15 protein-coding genes and 1 pseudogene are annotated in these 18003 nt (G+C 66.0%); 11 read left to right on the top strand and 5 right to left on the bottom strand.

The window, feature by feature from the left end; genetic code table 11:
* Positions 1–9: 9 nt before the first annotated feature.
* Positions 10–465, bottom strand: coding sequence for a DUF4399 domain-containing protein (locus tag ACFPOB_RS06990; RefSeq protein WP_377797006.1), 456 nt, complete (start codon positions 463–465; stop codon positions 10–12).
* A complete protein-coding gene (locus ACFPOB_RS06985; RefSeq protein ID WP_377797004.1) occupies positions 462–1718 on the bottom strand; it encodes a DUF4399 domain-containing protein in 1257 nt (418 codons plus the stop codon). Before ACFPOB_RS06985 ends, ACFPOB_RS06990 begins: the two co-directional genes overlap by 4 nt.
* 141 nt (positions 1719–1859) lie before the next feature.
* On the opposite strand from ACFPOB_RS06985, the gene ACFPOB_RS06980 reads away from it, so the two are divergent.
* The 5 genes and pseudogenes from ACFPOB_RS06980 (at position 1860) to ACFPOB_RS06960 (ending at position 8245) form a co-directional block, all read left to right on the top strand.
* Positions 1860–3386, top strand: coding sequence for a caspase family protein (locus tag ACFPOB_RS06980; protein WP_377797003.1), 1527 nt, complete (start codon positions 1860–1862; stop codon positions 3384–3386).
* Between the two features lie 45 nt (positions 3387–3431).
* On the top strand, positions 3432–4604 hold the full coding sequence (locus ACFPOB_RS06975; protein ID WP_377797001.1) for an OmpA family protein: 1173 nt from the start codon (positions 3432–3434) through the stop codon (positions 4602–4604).
* A 49-nt stretch (positions 4605–4653) separates the two neighbouring features.
* Positions 4654–6204, top strand: coding sequence for a methyltransferase domain-containing protein (locus ACFPOB_RS06970; RefSeq protein ID WP_377796999.1), 1551 nt, complete (start codon positions 4654–4656; stop codon positions 6202–6204).
* Positions 6205–7153: 949 nt separating this feature from the next.
* Positions 7154–7852 (top strand): annotated as a pseudogene (locus ACFPOB_RS31120) (transglycosylase SLT domain-containing protein); the annotation flags it as partial.
* Between the two features lie 114 nt (positions 7853–7966).
* Positions 7967–8245 (top strand): hypothetical protein, encoded by a 279-nt coding sequence (locus ACFPOB_RS06960; RefSeq protein ID WP_377796995.1) that lies wholly within the window; start codon positions 7967–7969, stop codon positions 8243–8245.
* 60 nt (positions 8246–8305) lie between these two features.
* Here ACFPOB_RS06960 and tagH read toward each other — a convergent pair whose 3' ends face one another.
* Genes tagH through ACFPOB_RS06945 form a run of 3 tightly spaced genes read right to left on the bottom strand, consistent with a single transcriptional unit; the run spans position 8306 to position 12167 of the window.
* On the bottom strand, positions 8306–9682 hold the full coding sequence (gene tagH, locus ACFPOB_RS06955) for a type VI secretion system-associated FHA domain protein TagH (RefSeq protein ID WP_377796993.1): 1377 nt from the start codon (positions 9680–9682) through the stop codon (positions 8306–8308).
* A 60-nt stretch (positions 9683–9742) separates the two neighbouring features.
* Positions 9743–10300: a DUF6931 family protein gene (locus tag ACFPOB_RS06950; protein WP_377796991.1), complete on the bottom strand. Its 558-nt coding sequence runs from the start codon at positions 10298–10300 to the stop codon at positions 9743–9745.
* Between the two features lie 7 nt (positions 10301–10307).
* Positions 10308–12167 carry a type VI secretion system Vgr family protein gene (locus ACFPOB_RS06945; protein ID WP_377796989.1) on the bottom strand — a complete coding sequence of 620 codons (1860 nt, stop codon included), beginning with the start codon at positions 12165–12167 and terminating at the stop codon, positions 10308–10310.
* Positions 12168–12282: 115 nt separating this feature from the next.
* Between ACFPOB_RS06945 and ACFPOB_RS06940 the strand changes: the two genes are divergently transcribed.
* From ACFPOB_RS06940 to ACFPOB_RS06915, 6 genes are all read left to right on the top strand, one after another.
* Entirely contained in the window at positions 12283–12828 is a 546-nt protein-coding gene (locus ACFPOB_RS06940; RefSeq protein ID WP_244543144.1) for an OmpA family protein, read from the top strand.
* A gap of 47 nt (positions 12829–12875) precedes the next feature.
* Complete coding sequence (locus ACFPOB_RS06935) at positions 12876–14384, top strand: type VI secretion system protein TssA (protein WP_377796987.1); 1509 nt, start codon at positions 12876–12878, stop codon at positions 14382–14384.
* A gap of 223 nt (positions 14385–14607) precedes the next feature.
* Positions 14608–15141, top strand: a complete 534-nt coding sequence (tssB, locus tag ACFPOB_RS06930; RefSeq protein ID WP_377796986.1) for a type VI secretion system contractile sheath small subunit — start codon at positions 14608–14610, stop codon at positions 15139–15141.
* Between the two features lie 11 nt (positions 15142–15152).
* The gene (tssC, locus tag ACFPOB_RS06925) at positions 15153–16655 is read left to right on the top strand and encodes a type VI secretion system contractile sheath large subunit (protein WP_377796984.1); all 1503 of its coding nucleotides are present in this window, start codon (positions 15153–15155) and stop codon (positions 16653–16655) included.
* 155 nt (positions 16656–16810) lie between these two features.
* Complete coding sequence (locus ACFPOB_RS06920; RefSeq protein ID WP_377796983.1) at positions 16811–17293, top strand: Hcp family type VI secretion system effector; 483 nt, start codon at positions 16811–16813, stop codon at positions 17291–17293.
* Positions 17294–17454: 161 nt separating this feature from the next.
* A complete protein-coding gene (locus ACFPOB_RS06915) occupies positions 17455–18003 on the top strand; it encodes a type VI secretion system baseplate subunit TssE (RefSeq protein WP_244543145.1) in 549 nt (182 codons plus the stop codon).

The raw sequence follows: 18003 nt of genomic DNA, 5'->3' as shown, positions 1-18003 counted from the left end.
AGGCAACCCTCATCTGACGTAGACTGTGATCTTCTGGGACATTACCGGCGGCCGATGCGGCGTGTGCGTGTGATCGCCGAGCAGCAGTTGCAGCGTATGGGTTCCTTTCGGCAGGGTGACGACCACCTCGGTCTGGCCGTTGCCGAGATGGATATTGTTGTAGTCCGACGGGATCGGCTGGTCCGGCGGGCCGGGATCGGTGTCGATCAGCAGGTGATGGTGGCCGGTGCCGGGCTTGTCGACGCCGGCGGGGGCGACGCCCATCTCCTTCAGCCCGATCCGCACGGTGAAGCGCTCGGGCACCCGCAAGCCGTCGAGCGGATAGTGGAAGTAGACCAGGGCGTTGCGCGGCGCCGGTTGGCGCTGGCTCGTCTGGGCCGAGAGCGGAGGCGCTGTCGATAGCAGCACTGCGAGCAGCAGGAGCCGCACCGCGGCTGGGATGCGATGGCGAGCGGCGGCATTCATCGCCTTACGCTCCGCTTCGCCGCCGCACCGACAAAGACCGTGATGCGCTCGGACAGGATCGGCGGATCGTGTGGGACGTGCTGGTCGTCGCCGAGGATGAGCTGCAGCGTATGCTGGCCGGGCGGCAGGGTGATCTTGCGCTCGGTTTGGCCATTGCCGAGATGGATGTGGTTGAGGTCGGCGGGGATCGCAGCATCCAGCGGCGGCGTCGGCACATTGACGAGCAGGTGATGATGGCCGGTGTTCGGCCTGACGATGCCGGCCGGCGCGACGCCCATGTTGCGCAGGCCAAAGCGGATGGTCGACGTCGCGAAGATCCGGGTGCCGTCGCGCGGATAGATGAAATAGACCGCGGCGTCGTTGGGCGCCGGCGTCCGGCCCGAGGGTGTGCGGGCAGGGGCGGTGGCAGCCGCTGGCGGGCTTGCTGCCGAAGCCTCCTGCACGCGCACCCTGATCTTCTGCGACATCACCGGCGGGTCGTGCGGCACATGCTCGTGGTCGGCGAAGAGGAGTTGGAGCGTGTGCTCGCCGGGCGGCAAGGTTAGCTCGGCCTCGGTCTGACCGCGACCGAAATGCAGATGGTTGAAATCGCTGGGTATTTCGCGGTCGAGCGGCGGCAGCTCGGTATCGACCAGGAGATGGTGGTGGCCGGCATTGTCCTGCTTCGTGCCGGCGGGGGTGATCGCGATGTTCTCCTGGCCGAAGCGGACGACCGAGCGGGGCGGGATCGCGGCGCCGTCCTGCAGGCCGATGAAAAAGACCTTGGCATTGGGCGCGGCTGTGGTGCGCGGCTTCTCCTCCGGCGCGGCCATGACCTCGACGGTGATCTTCTCCGACATCACCGGCGGGTCATGGGGCACGTGATCGTGATCGGCGAAGAGGAGCTGCAGCGTGTGGCGGCCGGGCGAGAGCAGGATCTCGGCCTCGCTCTGGCCGCCGCCGAAATGCAGATGGTTGAAATCGCTGGGGATCGGCTGGCCGAGCGGCGGCAGCTCGGTGTCGATCAGCAGGTGGTGGTGTCCGGCATTGCGGCGTGCAGTGCCGGCCGGCGCGATCTCCATGCCCGTGATCGAAAAGCGCAGCGTCACCTTGCTGGCGATGCGGGCATTGTTCTGCAAGTCGACGAAGGCGAGCTTGGCGCCGGCGGGCGCGGGGCTGCGCGTCCGGGCGCGCTCCTGCGCGATGCTCGCCGGCATGGCCGCGGCGAAAACCGCCGTAACCCCGACAATCAGCTGAAGTCGAAGCCTCCGCATCGGCGCTCTTCCTCGCGGCGCGTGACCGTCGTAAAGTTAGCAGCGGGCTGGGAGCGGAGCAAGCAAAGCGCCTGTCACGACAGGCGCATAGAACTGGATTCTAGCGGTCGCTTTCTTTAGGGTGACGCAGGGAATGGTGCCATGACTGCAGCCGTCAGATTTTGTGCACTGATCGCTCTTCTTGCCCAGCTCGTCGCTTTGCCGGCGCTGGCGCAAACCCAGGAGCGCCGCGTCGCCCTGGTGATCGGCAATTCCGCCTACAAGAACGCGCCGGCCCTGCCCAATACGCCGAACGATGCCCGCGATACGGCCGAAGCCCTACGCAAGGTCGGCTTCGAGGTGGTCGATGGCATCGATCTCGACAAGCGCGGCATGGATGCCGCCGTCTCCCGCTTCGCGCGCCTCGCCCAGGATGCCGATGCGGTGATGTTCTACTATGCGGGGCATGGCTTCCAGTTCAACGGCGAGAACTTCCTGGTGCCGGTCGAGGCCAAGATCGATGACGAGGTCTCGGTCCAGTACGAGACGCTCAAGCTCAGCGAGGTGACGACCGCGCTCGGCTTCGCCAAGGGCGTCAAGATCATGGTGCTCGACGCCTGCCGCAACAATCCCTTCCTCGCCCAATTGTCGAAGAAGTCGACGACGCGCAGCATGTCGGTCGGTGCTGGCCTCGCGCCGATCGTCAAGGCGCAGGGCATGGTGACCGCCTATGCGACGCAGGCCAACGATGTCGCCGCCGACGGCGCCGGCCGCAACAGCCCGTTCACCGCGGCGCTGATCCAGGAGATCAAACAGCCAGGCCTCGAGATCGCGACCATGTTCCGCCGCGTCCAGAAGGCGGTCTACGATTCCACCGGCGGCAAGCAGACGCCGGAGCTGTCGCTGTCCTTGCTCGGCGATTTCTACCTCAACCGCGAGGAGACCGACGCCGACATCTGGAAGCGCCTGCGCAGCAGCGACAACCCCGCCGAGATCAAGGCTTTCATCCAGCGCTTCCCGACCAGCTTCTTCGCCGTCGACGCCAAGACTCGGCTCGACCTGATCGAGCGCCGCGGCCTTGCAGCCGGCGAGCGCGAGAAGCTCGAGCAGGAATTCGCGGCGAAGGAGAAGGCGCTGCTGGACCGCGTCCAGCAGGCCGAAAAGGACCGCGCCAAGGCGGCGACCGATCTCGCGGGCCGCGACGCCGGCAAGACCGCCGATACCGAGCGCGCCGTGCCTAAGCCGGGCGATGCCACACCGGCCAAGCAGGCCGACGCGGCCGAGCGCGACCGCCTCGCCAGGGAATTGGCGAAGAAGGAGCAGGAACTCGCCGCGCTCGAAGCCGAGAAGGCCAAGCTCTCGCAGGAACGTGAGGAGCGCGAGAAGGCAGTGGCGACGCGGATGAATTCTGGCGGCGTGACCGAGCTGCCGCCTCCGCCGAAACCGCTGCTGCCCACCGCGCCCGGCACGCGTCCCCAGCGGCACGAGCCGCGGGAGGTCAAGCCGCCGCAGCGTCTGGTGGTCGACCGCAAGTCGACCGGCGTCCTGACTGGCGGCGTCGAGGCGACGCCGGAGCCGCAACAGCGCAACAACCGGCGCCGGCCGGGTGGTGGCGGTGCGCCCGATTGCACAGATGCGCTGATGCGGGCCCAACTCGGCGACGGCGGCGTCCCGAAGAACTGCCGCTGACGGCTGGCCGGGGATCGCTCCGGCGGTATGGAAAAGGGGGCTTCGATGCGTCGTTTTTCGCTCGTCCGCTTCGCATTGTCGGCGCTGCTGGTTTCGCCGGCCGCTGGCTTGGCCCAGACCCCGCCGGCCCCGACTCCCGTGCCGTTTGCAGAGGCGCTGCAGCGCGCCGCCAACGATCTGTTTTCCAAGGCGCAGCTCGACGCGGAGCGCGTCGAGCTGGTGATCGATCCGCTGATCGACGGCATTTCCGCAGCCCAATCGACTTCGACGCGCTCGATGCAGCAGAGCCTGATCGAACTGGTCGGCAAGTCTTATCCGCGTTTCCAGATGCAGCCCTTCTCGTCCGAGACGCTGGCGCGCAATCCGGTCGTGCTGATCGGCACCTTCACGGCGGTCAACAATGCCGGCGATGCAAAGGGGGCGCGCGACGCCTACCGGATCTGCCTCGCGCTGGCCGACCTGAAGGCGAAGCGGATCGTCTCGAAGGGCACGGCCCGGGCCAAGCCCGAAGGCGTCGACGTGACGCCGACGAGCTATTACAGGGACGCGCCGATGTGGACGAAGGATCCGACGACCGAGGCCTATATCAAGACCTGCCAGGCCACCAAGCTCGGCGACCCCATCGATCCGGCCTATGCCGAGCGCCTCAACGTCGCGGCCCTGATCAATGATGGCATCCTCGAATACGAGGCGCAGCATTATCGCGAGGCGCTCGCCTTCTACCGGACTGCGCGGGCTCTGCCCGGCGGCGATCAGCACCGGGTCCGCATCGGCGCCTATCTCGCCAGCAGCAAGCTCGGACGCAAGGACGACGCGGTCGAGGCCTTCGGCGACCTCGTCGACAGCGGCCTCTCCGGCAATCAGCTGATGGTCAAGCTGCTGTTCCAGCCCGGATCGACCCAGTTCATCGCCAATCCGCAGGTCACCGAGCCCTATCCGATGTGGCTCAGCCAGATCGCGACCCGCGCCAAGCAGAAGGGCGCCTGCCTCGAGATCGTCGGCCACACCTCGCGCACCGGCCTGCCGCTGGTCAACGAGCGGCTCTCGGTGCTGCGGGCGCAATATGTGATGGATCTGCTCCAGACCGGCGCGCCGGACAGCCGCGGCCGCATGATCGCGACCGGGCGCGGCTTCAACGAGAACCTGATCGGCACCGGCAAGGACGACGCCAGCGACGCGCTCGACCGCCGGGTCGAGTTCAAGGTGATCGGCTGCTGATCGGCGGTCGAATACGTAATGAGATGAACCGGATGGGCGGATGTCTTCGATGAACGACCTGGCGACGAACCCTTACGACGCGGTCGCCTATCCCGGGCACGCCTTTTCGCAGACGCATCCGGCGCATCTGGCGACGATCGCGCATGTTCATGGCATGACGCCGGCTCCGACGACGGCGATGCGGGTGCTTGAGCTCGGCTGCGGCAGTGGCGGCAATCTGATCCCGATGGCGCTGCAATGCCCCGGGGCGGAGCTCGTCGGTATCGACCTGAGCGGGCGGGCGATCGCCCGCGCCAAGGCCGAGGCGGCGGAGCTCGGCTTGAGCAATGTCAGCTTCCACCATCTCGACATCATGGCAGCGTCGGCGGCGCTCGGACGGTTCGACTACATCCTCGTGCACGGCGTTTATTCCTGGGTGCCCCAGATGGTGCGCGAGCGGATCATGGCGCTCTTCGGCGAGCTGCTGACGCCGCAGGGCATCGCCTATGTCAGCTACAACGCCTTGCCGGGCTGCCGGATGCGCGATCTTGCCCGCGACGTCATGCTGTTCGAGACGCGCGACATCGACGATCCCATCGAGAAAGTCAGGGCGGCGCGCGCTGCGATCAAGCGCTTCGCCGAGGCGACCGATGCCGAGACCTTCTACGGCGCCGCGCTGCGCGAGCGGATGAAGCAGATCGAGGATATTGCAGACAATGTCCTCTATCATGACGACCTCAATCCGGGCGCCCGCGCCTTCGCGCTGCACGAGGTGCTGGCCGCGGCCGAGCCGCATGGCCTGCAATTCCTCGCCGAAGCCTCCTTCCCGAACAATTTCGGGGGCGCCCGCGGCCCCGCACAACAGGTGCTGAACGAGATCCCGATCACCGAGTCGCTCCGGCAGGAGCAGTCGCTCGACCTCCTGATCGGCCGCTGCTTTCGCCAGACCCTGCTCTGCCGCGCCGATGTCGCGCTGCATCGCGGCTTCTCGCGGTTCAGCCTGACGCCCTACCATCTCGCCGCCAATGTCCAGGAGATCGTGGAAAAGGACGAGAAGCGGCCGGATGCGGTGAACTTCCTGTTCGCGGACGGGGTGCGCCTCGCCATCGATCTGCCGGCTGCCATCGCGGCGCTGCGGGCGCTCGGCAAGGCCTGGCCGGGCAGCATCGCTCATGACGAGCTCGCGGCGCTGGCCTTGCGGGAGGCGAGGGACAGCCTCGGTCCCGACAGCGAGCGTGAGGCTGGCCGCCTCGACGAGGCGCTGACCGCGATCTACCGGGCTGGCCTGCTCGAGATCAACCTGGAGCCGCATCGGTTAACGACGCTGATCAGCGAGCGGCCGCTCGCGAGCCTTTTGGCGCGGCGCCAGGCGCTGAGCAGCCATGAGGTCACCGATCTGCGCCATCGCGCGGTCGCGCTCGATGGCGTGGTGGTGCGCAAATTTGTCAGCCTGCTCGACGGGACACGGACGCCGGCGATGCTGCTCGACGAGGTCAATGCCTTCCTGGCAGAGGCGCATGCATCCGGCCGTGACGTCTCGTCCCTGCCGAAGAGGGCCACGGCGGAGGAGGTCGACCTGCATTTGAAGGATGTCGCGCGGCTGGCCTTGCTGGCAGGCTGAGCTTGTCGCGGAGAGGCCGTCTGCCTATTGCGGAAGGCGGCAGCAGCGGTAGCGAGGGATGAGTCAGCGCTTCAAGCCGTTTCAGGCCGCATTCCAAGAGGATGCCTGCCTCGAAACCATCATGCGGGCGCGGCGAGGCGGCACCACGCTGACCTGCTCGGCCTGCGGCAAGACCGCGGCCTTCGCGCCGCGCGTGAAGCTGCGCGCCTATGCCTGCCCGCATTGCAATTTCCTGGTCTCGCCCTGCCAGGGCACGCCGCTGGAGAGCCGGCGCATCTCGCTGCAGCTCTGGTTCTTCGCGCTGAAGGCCTTGACGGAGCAGGGGCCGCGCGCCGCCGCTGCGACGCTGGAGCGCGACGCGGATGTTCCGGCCCAACAGGCGCGCCGGATGATCGCCGAACTGCAGGCGACGGCTGGCGCCGACGGCAAGGCACCGGACTGGCTGGTTCTGGCGCAGAAGGCTGTGGCCGGCGGCGCCAGCGCCACCAATGTCGCCGCCGGCGTGCCCTTCGCCGCTGCCGATAGCGGTTCGCGGCTTCGGCTCGCCTCCCTGGTCGGTGGCGGCGCATTGGTACTGGCGATCGCCGGCGGCGTCGCGGTCGCGACGCTGAAGCCCGGTTCCACCGAGGTGAGCGGCGGTTTCGAGCCGATCGAGAGCGTCGAGGCGCCGTCATTGAAGGCGCCGACCCGGCCCTCGCTGATCCTGTCCTCGGTCGAGGGCGATCTCGAAGCGGCCAGGCAGGCGACGCAGTTCGCGCTGAACGCGGATCCCTCGCTGGCGGCGATCAAGGAGCAGGTCGCGGCGGAGATGCCGAACCAGCCGGCCATGCCGGTCCCGGTGATGCCGCCGTCCAACATCATCCTGGTGCCGCCGACGCTGCCCGGTAGGCCGGGCGCTCCGGCCACTGCGCCGCGCAGCCAGCTGCCGCAGGCGCCGATCAACTATGCCGGCGACCCCAACCAGATCCTGACCTTCGGGCCGATCAAGATCCGCCGGCACCTGGTCGAGATGATCGTCAGGGCAGGGCGTGTCGTCGGTGCCGATCCCACGCTGCTGATGGCCGTCGCCGACAAGGAATCCTCGTTCGCGACGGAGGTGAAGGCGAAGACCTCCTCGGCGACCGGGCTCTACCAGTTCATCGAGCAGACCTGGTTCGGCGTTATCTTCGAGTTCGGCCGCAAGCATGGGCTCCATGCCGAGGCCGCTCTGATTTCCCGCAATGGCCGGCAATTCGTCATCGCCGACGCCAATGAGCGCCAGCGCATCCTCGATCTCAGGCGCGAGCCCTATCTCTCGGCGCTGCTGGCGGGCGAGATGCTGAAGCGCGACACGCTCCGGCTGGAGAAGGCGATGGGCCGCCATTTGACCGGCGGCGAGATCTACCTGATCCACTTCCTCGGGCCCGACGCGGCACAGACCTTCATCGAGACGATGGAGGAGACGCCCGGCGCCAGCGCGGCCGCCTTGCTGCCGAAGCCGGCCGAAGCCAACCGGCCGATCTTCTATGCCCAGTCCGGCGGCGAGACCAAGACGCTCTCGGTCTCCGAGGTGCACAAGAAGTTCGACGAGATGATCAAGGTCAGGCTCGACCGCTACAAGGTCGTGCGCGGACCTACGGCTGCGCCGGCGCGGCAGCCACAGAAGTAGGGGCCGGTGGCGAATAACCGCCAGGTCGGACCAAAGCGCTTGCGGGCGCAGCGAATTTGCCGCCGAGGCGGCGCTGGCCCATGATCAACCGATCGCAGAGGCGAGGAGACGACGATGGCCAAGAACCGGTTCGAGCAGGTCGATGAGCCGCAACCCGATGCCATCACGCTGAGCCTCGGCCAGCGCGACGGCAAGACTTTCGCCCGTATCGCCTGTCCGACGGAGCTGGCGGCCGGCCATCTCGCCAACGATTTCGTCAGCGACGAGCTCGATCCGGTCGAGGGCTTCCGCTCGGCCGTCCGCCTTGCCAACGAGATCAAGGCGCCGATCGTCGTCGAGGATGCCGAAGGCCTCTGGCAGGACGAGTGGGGTGAGCTCTACCGCGAGGATTGACGATCGTCGGTCCGTGTCGATGGACAGTGGCGCCGCCGCTCCAGAAATGACGAAGCGGTTTCAGCGCCCGCCGCGGTCGTAGCACTCAGCGAAATAGAGCATGAAGGCGTCGACCAGCCCGTCCTCGTAAGGAGCGGTCTTCGCCTCCCAGCGTGCGACATAGGCGTCCCAGAGCTTGCCTTTGCGCGACGAGAGCAGGCCGTCGAGGCCGCGCCCCGCCTCCAGGCTTTCGGCGACCGCCTGCGGATCGAGATCCTCGACCAGCATGCGCAGCGCGTGCTGCATCGCCGAATAAGTCTTGATCTGGTGGACCTTGAGATCCTTGAAGCTCTCCTCGAACGCCTTCTGGGCGTTGAGATAGCCGCTGGTCGGCCGGCCGAAGATCAGCTTCAGCGCATCCTCGATCGTCGGCGAGAACTTCAGCGGGTTGTTGTCCTGGGCCTGGATCATCGTCTGGTTGGAGCTGCGGGCGATGCGCTTGCTCTCGGCGCGCGCCGCCAGCAGCGCCTTCAGCTCGATCGCGATCAGGCGCATCAGCGCGCCGGTCTGCTCGGCGAAGGCGCCGGGATCCTGCCAGGACAATTCCTCGACCGGCAGCCCGGCGCCGCGCGCGAAGCGAGCGATGAACTCGGCCGCCGAGATCGACGGGCCGCCGGCCGGGATGCCCATCGGCGGTGGCGGTGGTGAAGCTGCGGGCCGGGGCGGCGGCTCGTAGGGAGCATCGAAGCTCGGGCGCGCCGGTGGCTCGGCCGACCCCTCGTCCCAGGGGTTGCTGGCCGGTGCGGCCGAAGGCGGCCGGCGCGGTGTCGGAATCGGGGCGATCGGCTCGGGCTCGGGGACTGGCGGCGCCTGGTAGGGGGCCCAGGCGAAATCGTCGGGCCGCGTTGACGAAGCGGGCCCCGGCGGCGGGGCGGGGTAGGCCTGTGCCGGCTCCGATGGCGTCGGGATATCGGCGGCCCAATCGATGAAGGGCGCGTGCACCGGCTGGTATTTTTGCGGCGGAATGAGATCGCGCCGGGCGATTGGTGGCGCCTCGTCGCCATTCGAATCCCAGAGCGATTCACCGGGTGGCGGCGGCATCGGCGGTCGCTCGGCCAGGCCCGGCGACCCGCGCTCGGCCTCGTCGATCGCAACAGCGATGATGTAGTGGCCGATCTCGAGCCGGTCGCCATGCTGCAGCCGATAGGGTGATTGCACCCTGTAAGCCCCGCCGTTGACGAAGGTGCCGTTGGTCGAGATGTCGCGCAGCCAATAGGCGTTGTCGCTGAAGCGGACCTCGCAATGTCGGCCGGAGATGGCACGGCTCGGGTCCGGCAGGCACCAGTCGAGATGCTGATCTCGGCCGATGTCGAGTCCGCGCCCGCCGCTCAGCGTAACGCTGAGCGGGCCGCCGTCCGGCAGCGAGACCTGGTTCTCGATTGTCAGCGTCAGCGCCATGTCGGGCCGCTCGCTTCGCCGGCATCGCAACCCGGGCGCCGCATCGGCACCGGGGCCATGCTATGCTCTCGTCCTGCCGCTTTCGTCATCGACGAGACGAATGCACGCTTCGACGCAATTTCGCAATGCGGCATCGCGCTCGCGCTCCGGAACGCGGCCGAGCGCGGTCAATACGGCGATGCGCGCGGTTTTCGCGGTCAGGTCCGGCGGGCAGGGGACGGCATGGGTCGAAACCATGCTGCCTCCGGAGTAGCCGGCCGCCAGCGCGACCCAGGTTCCAAGGCTGGCATGGTGGCCCGCTTCCCCCAGCGCGAGGGCGGTGCGGCGCGCCTCGTCCGTCGGGTCCCGCACCCAGGTTTCTGCCGCCTTCATTGCGGGATCGGGCGGCGTTCCCGCCGGTTGCATGCGCTGGACACATTGCAGCGCCCACCAGACCGTCTCGCGGCGAGGCATCACGAACGCGCAGAAGCCGATCGCGTCCTTGTGCTCGCCGGCGGCGACGAGGCCGCGCAGGAAAGTCAGCGGCGGCTCGGTGGTCGGCGCGGTGCCGATGACCTGCTGCGCCGTCGGAAAGGCCTCGAAGACCTGCCGCGCCGTGCTGAAGCGAAGTTTCGACATCGCCGCCTCAGTTGATCTTGATGATGCCGCCGGTGATCGTGGTCGCACCGCCGCCGTGGATTTCTGTCTTGCCGGTGCTCTGGACCGTGATCGTCGGCGAGGAGATGGTGATATTGGTCGGCGTCATCGTGATCTCGCTCTGGCCGCAGACCAGCTTGATCTCCAGCGCCGCCTCGACATAGCGCTTGCCCTGCTTGACGTGCAGCTTGTCGCTGCCGTTCAGGATCTGAGTCGTGCGGGCGAAATCGGTCGGGCCGCCCTCGAATTTCTTGCCGACATCGCGGGTCTCGAGGTTGAAGACCTCGGTCTTGTGGTCGCGCTCGGCCTGCATCGAGAAGACCTCCTTGCCGGCAAGGTCCTCGAACTTGATCTCGTTGAACTTTCCCGATTTACCGCCGCCATCGGTCGATTCCGATTTGAGCCCCGACTGGGTCTTGTTGGCGGGCAGGTCGTAGGGCGGCATGTGCTGGTCGTTGACCACCGCGCCTGTGATGATCGGCCGGTCGGGATCACCGCCGATATAGGAGACGACCACCTCCTGGCCGATGCGCGGGATGATCTGGCCGCCCCAGTTCTTGCCCGACCAGCTTTGCGCCACGCGCACCCGGCACGAGGTCGATTCCTTCTCCCGATCCCAATGGAAGCGCAGCCAGACACGACCGTATTTGTCGACGTCGATGTCGCCTTCTTCGCCCTTGTTCTTCTCGCCGACCACCTTGGCGGTGTCGGGGCCGATATGGAGGGGGGAGGGAGTCGCCAGTGGCGCACGGAAGCGCTTGTCGGCCTTCTGCAACTCGTAGGAGCCATGATAGATCGCCTCGTCCGTGCGCCGCGACGAGCGATAGCTCTGAACGCCGTAAGCATGCGTCGCGCGCACGACCAGATACTCGCCATTCTCCCCGGCGGGATGATCGGCCAGGGTCATCAGCGTGCCGGGATTGAGGCTGGGAGCCTCGCCCATGGCGAGTCGCCGCTCGTCCTGCGCCTGCTCGGCCTGCACTTGGATGCGGGCGAGCTTTTCGCCCTTGCCGCGGTCGAGATAGGCGCCGGGATAGTCGAAGGCCTCGTAGGCCTTGGTCCGCGGAAAGCCGTCCTCGGCCTTGGACGTCAGGTCGGAGGTCGATTTCTCGAAGTCGTAGTCCTTCAGCTCGACCTTGCCGGTGCGCAGCCGCCGCTGCGCCGTCCACTGCGTCAGATGCTCGATATGCCGGCGCTGGCTCTTGTCCTTCGGCATGAACGGATAGGCACTGCCGGCGCCAGTGAAGGTGGGTTCCGCCGCGGCTGTGACGGGATCATGCGAGCTACGTGCATCCGACAGGACCAGCTTGTGATCGCCCTCGCTATGCTGAAAGTAATAATAGATGCCGTACTTCTCCATCAGGCGCAGGACGAAGTCGAGATCGCTCTCGCGATACTGCACGCAATAGTCGATCGTCGGCGGTTTCTCGCTGACGCGGTCATCGAAACTCGCCTTGTCTTCCTTGCCGAAGATCACCTTGATGATGTCGATCGCGGTCTTGTTCTTGAAGATCCGGCAGTCGGAGCGCTGCGAAAGCAGCCAGAGCCAGGGGCGCAGGATGAAGCGATAATGGTCGAGATCGTTCTCCCGGCCGAGCCATTGCGCCTCGACCAAGACGCCGTTGAAGATTCGTTCCTTGCCGTTCTTCAACGTCATCTTGATGGCACATTTCTCGCCGATCAAGTTTTGCAGGTCAGCGTTCGCAGTCGTGCTCGTCGCTTCGACCTGGTAGGCGAACAATTCACTGAGGGCTTCTCGCGCTTCGAACTTGAGAAGTGAAAAGACATCTTGCCCCGCAGGTGTCGTAAAGGAAGCAAGTCTTTTCGATTGTCCAACGGCGGCGGCCATTAACCAAACCTCATGGCTTGCGATAAGAGACGACTATTGACGCAGCAAACGCTGCGGTTCATATTTGCGCCGTCAGTCTTCAACCGCCTCAGCGAACCTAAACGGGAGGAAGACCGTGCGCAAGCAGGCCCTTGTCATGGTTAGTGCCGCTCTTGCCGCAGGCTTCTGCGCCCTGTCGCCATTTTCCGCGCAGGCCCAAGCCTACAAGGCGGACGACATCGTCAAGCACTTCGGTGCCGCCAAGCCGAATCTGGGTGTCTCGCGCGGCCTGTGCGTCGGCACCGAGGCCGAGTGCAACAAGGCCGGCCACGTCGTGAAGCCGCCGACCGCCTTCGACCTCGTCGTCAAGTTCAAATACAACTCCGACGTGCTCGAGCCGGAGGCGAAGGCGAATCTCGACGAGTTCGCCAAGGCGCTGAAGGACCCGCAGCTTTCGACCAGCAACTTCCTGGTCGAGGGACATACCGATGCCAGCGGCACGGCCGACTACAACCTCAGCCTCTCGGATCGCCGGGCCAAGGCCGTGGTGCGCTATCTCAGCGAGCGCGGCGTCGATACCGCCAAGCTGGTGCCGCGGGGTCTGGGCCAGACCAAACCGCTCTCCGCCGACAAATTCTCCGCCGATAATCGCCGGGTCGAGACGCGGTTGCAGGTGGAATGACGCCGAGCCAGCCGGGTCCGGCCGTGTTCGATCGACCGTGAGGGGGCATGGCTGCGCTGAATTTCGCTGACCTGGCGAAGCCGGTTCCGGGCGACGAGCCCTGCGGCCTCGATCCGGATGCCGATCCGGACATCATGAACGTGCTGGCGCGCCTCGAAGTGGTGCTGCCGACCTCCTATTTCCGGCGCGACGACGAGGGCCGCCAGGTGTCTTTCGATCGCAGCGCGATCGATTTCCCGGCGATTTTCGGCGATCTCGGCAAGATCCTGAAGCAGAGCCGCGACCTGCGCGGCTTCGTGCTCGCGGCCAAGTTCTGCCTGCTCAATCGCGACATCGCCGGTTTTGCCGGCAGTCTCGGCCTGATCGTGAGCTATCTCGGCGACTACTGGGAGGAGGTCTACCCCAGGGCCGAGGACGGCGATTTCATCATGCGCGAAGTCGCGCTGCAGGGGCTCGACGAGAACGCGACGATCGTCCTGCCGCTGCAACATGCGACGCTTTTCACCAGCAAGCGGCTGGGACCGGTGATCTTCCGCAGCCACCTCATCGCGCTCGGCGAGTTGCGCGCCGGTGAGGACGAGCAGCATCCGGATGCCGGCGGCATCGCCGCGGCGCTGAAGGAAGCGGAGCTGTCAGATCTGACGACGACGCTCGGCCATGTCGTCGCCATCCGCGATGCGCTCACGCGGCTGCGCGAGATCTGGAGCGAGAAGCTCGGTACCGACCAGGCCGTGACCTTCTCGCGGCTCGCCGGCCTGATCAAGCAGATCGCCGAGTTCCTCGAAGGCGCGGTCGAACGCAAGGCGCCGGCCGGGCAGGCAAGCGCCGTCGCGGAGGTGCCTACCGGCGCCGGCGGGACGATCACTGTCGCCCAGGTGGCGGTCCCGGCCGGGGCCTGCGCCTCCGTCGCCGAGGCGCAGGCCGCGCTCGCCGGCTGTCTCGCCTATTTCCGGCGGACCGAGCCGTCGAGCCCGGCGGTGCTATTGATCGGCCAGGCACAGCGCCTGATCGGCAAGTCGCTGATCGAGGTCATCCAGATCATGTTCCCCGACCACGTCGACAAGGCGATGCTCGAGATCGGCGACGACACGAAATACCAGCTGCCGCTGGAGCGGCTTGGTGGCGACGGCTCCGACGCCGGCAACGGCGATGACAGCGATCCATCCGGCGACGAGGACAGCCCGTCCTATGATGATGGCTCTTCGTATGAGGAGGAGGCGAGCAGCGAGCACGAGCCTGCCGACGATTCCGGGGAAACGGAGACTGCAGAGGCCTCCGACGATTGGGCCGAGGCGGAACAGCCCGAGCCCGAGCCCGAGCCCGAGCCGAAGGAGCAGCCTGCCGCGGCCGCCGGCGCGCCTGCGATTGTCGTCTCCAGCCGCGTCGAGGCGATCGCCCGGATGAAGTCCATCGCCGCCTTCTATCGCCATGCCGAACCGTCCAATCCGGTCCCGCTGCTGATGGACAAGGCTTGTGGGCTGGCCCAGCAGGATTTTCTCTCTTTGCTGAGCGATATCCTCCCTGATGTCGGCATAAGGCAGAGCGTCGACGAATGATGCCACGCGGCTCGCAGCTGGGTCGGGCCGCATCATTCGTTCGATGGATGCGCAGGCGTTATTCGTCTGCAAACTTGGTCTGGCTGGGATCCTTCGCCGCCGACGCGAGCAGTTCAACAGGAACTGTCAAGTGATCGGCAAATGTGTATGGTGTAGCGAGCTGGATCGTTAGCGTGGTGTCACGCTCTCCTTGCGTGATGCCTCTAGAGGAAGGGGCGCCGACATGGCCGGAGATTCAGGGCAGAAGTTTATTCGCCGCAACAGGCCGCCGCGGGTCCACATCACCTATGAGGATCCCTACAACGCGGATCAGAAGATCGAGCTGCCCTTCGTGATGGGTGTCCTCGCCGACCTCTCCGGCAACGCCTCGGCTGTCGAGAAGCCGGATGTCGGCGAGCGCAAATTCCTCGATATCGACATGGACAATTTCGACCAGCGCATGGCCGCGATCGAGCCCGGTGCGGCTTTCGCAGTGCCCAACAAGCTCGGCGACGGGAGCGACAAGCTCTCCGTCTCGCTAAAGTTCAAGAAGTTCGACGATTTCAGCCCTGCTGCGATCGCTCGCCAGATCCCGGCGACGGCCAAGCTGCTGGAAGCGCGCGAACAGCTCGCCAATTTGCTGCGCTACATGGACGGCAAGGTCGCGGCCAGCGACCAGCTCAAGGCCTTGCTCGCCGATCCGCAGCTGATGGCGGCGCTCAAGGACAAGCTCGGCGAAAAGCCGGCTGGTGACGACAAGCAGGACGGCAACGGTTGAGCGAGGCGGCCATGGCGGAAGCACAGATCCAACAAACCGGCGCGGCAACTGCTGAAACGCAAGGCGCCGACGATTTCTCAGCTCTTCTGAAGCAGAGCTTCAAGCCGAAGACCGAACGGGCGGCGACCGAGGTCGAGAACGCGGTCGCGACCCTGGTCAACCAGGCGCTCGCCGACTCCACTCTGATCAAGGGCGATGTCCTCGACACGATCGAGGAGATGATCGCCCGGCTCGACGCCAAGCTCAGCGAGCAGATGAACGAGGTGCTGCATGCACCCGAGTTCCAGAAGCTCGAGAGCGCCTGGCGCGGCCTCAATTATCTCGTCTTCAACTCAGAGACAGACGCTCAGTTGAAGATCAAGGTCATGAACGTCGGCAAGAGCGAGCTCTACCGCAATCTGAAGACCTATCCCGGCGCTCGCTGGGACCAGAGCCCGCTCTTCAAGCAGATCTACGAGCAGGAATTCGGTCAGCTCGGCGGCCAGCCTTTCGGCGCCCTGGTCGGCGACTATCACTTCAGTCATGTCCCGGCGGACGTCCAGCTGCTGCGCGATCTCTCCAAGGTCGCTGCCGCCGCCCATGCTCCGCTCTTCACAGGCGCCGACCCGAACCTGATGGGCATGGACTCCTGGACCGAGCTCTCCAATCCGCGCGATCTCGGCAAGGTCTTCGATACGCCCGACTACGCCGCCTGGAAGGGTCTGCGTGACGCGGCCGACTCCCGATATATCGGGCTTTGCCTGCCGCGCGTCCTCTCGCGGGTTCCCTACGGTGCGAAGTCGGAGCCGGTCGAGGAGTTCGCCTTCGAGGAGGACACTGACGGTCATAAGGGCGAGAAATACGCCTGGATGAACGCTGCCTATGCCATGGCGGTGAACATCAACCGCGCCTTCAAGGAGTATGGCTGGTGCACCCGCATCCGCGGCGTCCAGTCGGGTGGCGAGGTGCTGAACCTGCCGACCCACACCTTCCCGACGGATGATGGCGGCGTCGACCTGAAGTGCCCGACCGAGATCGCGATCAGCGATCGGCGCGAGGCAGAACTGGCCAAGTCCGGCCTGATCCCGCTGATCCATCGCAAGAACACCGACAAGGCGGCGTTCATCGGCGCGCAGTCGCTCTACAAGCCCAAGGCCTTCTTCGGGCCCGACGGCGTCGCGGCGACGGCCTCGGATAACCTGTCCTCGCGCCTGCCTTACATGTTCGCCGTGTCCCGCTTCGCGCACTATCTGAAGTGCATGGTGCGCGACAAGGTCGGCTCCTACAAGGAGCGCGAGCCCCTGCGTCGCTGGCTGCAGGAGTGGATCACCGAATATGTCGACGGCGATCCGCTGAACTCCAGCGAGGAGACGAAAGCGCGCAAGCCCCTGTCCGAAGCGCGCATCGACGTCTTCGAGGACGAGGAGAACCCTGGCTACTATTCGGCCAAGTTCTACCTCCGGCCGCACTTCCAGCTCGAGGGCATGGATATCGGCCTGAGCCTCGTCTCGCGCCTGCCGGCGCCCAAGACCTGAGACCCGGGCGCGCCGCCGGCGCGCAGGACCCCCAGGACGATAGTTGGCCCTGCGCTTGCCGCGCAGGGAGAGTGGCGACGCATGGGGGGAGCTCTCCAGGCGACGCGAATTCTATGCCCAAATCAACCTGAAACAGCCAACCATTGGAGAGCACCATGGCTAGCGATTTCCTCCTCGAAATCGACGGTATCAAAGGCGAAAGCCAGGATTCCAAGCATAAGGACACGATCGAGATCGAGTCCTTCTCCTGGGGTGTCAGCAACTCCGGCACGCATGCTGCCGGACATGGCGGCGGCGCCGGCAAGGCGAGCTTCCAGGACCTGCACTGCACGTCCAATGTCAGCAAGGCTTCGCCAGTGCTGATGCTGAAATGCGCCACCGGCGAGCACATCAAGAAGGCCGTGCTCTTCGTTCGCAAGCAGGGCAAGGAGCAGCAGGAGTTCTACAAGGTCACCCTCGAGGACCTGCTGGTGTCGAGCTATCAGTCCGGCGACTCGACCGGCGGCAACCCGGTCCCGACCGACCAGTTCTCGCTGAACTTCGCCAAGATCAAGTACGAGTACAAGGTCCAGAACAAGGACGGCTCGCTTGGCGCGACCTCGACCGGCACCTGGAATCTCAAGGAGAACAAGGAGTAACATCCTGCTCTCGCCGGGCTCGCTTCAGCGGGCCCGGCTAAGGCGCGGTTCGCCGGCGACTGGCGGTGCCGGCCCTGCCCAGCTCAGAACGGACTCCCGCGCGACTGCGGCAGCAGCCTTCGGGAGTCCATCGCTTTCAGCAAACCGTTCGGGGAGTGCGAATGGTCGACCCCAAGGCCAAGAACCGGTTGCGCCCACCGCTGATGTTCGCCTTCCGCGAGGCGCATCGCAGCAAGGACGCCAAGGTGCATCTCGATCTGCGTGACGCCGGCGGCGAGCGGGTCGTGGCCGGTCGCCGCGCCGCGCCGCGGGCCGCGATCACCGAAAGCAAGCTGCGCCAGGAGATCGCCACCGATCTCGAAGCTTTGGTCAACACGATCAATTTCGGCTCGTCCACCGATCTCTCGCGCCATGAGCATGTGCGCCGCTCCGTCCTCAATCATGGCTTCCCTGACATCCAGAACAAGTCGATCGACGAGTACCGGGTCGGCTCGATTAAGGATGAGCTCGCTCAGGTCTTGCTGGCATACGAGCCCAGGCTGCTGAAGCAGTCGATCATCGTCGAGCGCGACGAGGGGCTCGACAAGGCCGAGCTGAAGATCCGCTTCGTCGTGCGGGCAGATCTGAACTGCGAGCCGCTCAACATCCCCGTGCAATTCGTCGCCGATGTCGAGCTCGACACCGGCAAGATCGCGATCAGGAACCGGTAG

It is taken from the genome of Allobosea eneae (assembly GCF_042657265.1).
In the GTDB taxonomy this organism is placed as follows: Bacteria; Pseudomonadota; Alphaproteobacteria; order Rhizobiales; family Beijerinckiaceae; genus Allobosea; species Allobosea eneae.
This window is presented reverse-complemented; position numbering and strand designations above follow the sequence as displayed.